General features: G+C 40.1%; 1 protein-coding gene. It reads left to right on the plus strand.

Annotated features, from left to right (window positions below; translation table 11 throughout):
• On the plus strand, nt 1–217 hold a 217-nt coding region (locus CD035_RS06835), incomplete at both ends, for a hypothetical protein (RefSeq protein WP_180991818.1).

The raw sequence follows: 217 nt of genomic DNA on the forward strand, positions 1-217 counted from the left end.
TACAAGCGAGTCATTAAGTACAAGCGAATCATTGAGTACAAGTGAATCATTAAGTACGAGTGAGTCATTGAGTACAAGCGAATCATTAAGCACAAGTGAGTCATTGAGCACAAGCGAGTCATTAAGTGAAAGCGAATCGTTAAGTACAAGCGAATCGTTAAGCACGAGCGAATCATTGAGCACAAGCGAGTCATTAAGTACAAGCGAGTCATTAAGT

This window comes from Mammaliicoccus sciuri (genome assembly GCF_002901825.1).
GTDB classification, from domain to species: Bacteria; Bacillota; Bacilli; order Staphylococcales; family Staphylococcaceae; genus Mammaliicoccus; species Mammaliicoccus sciuri.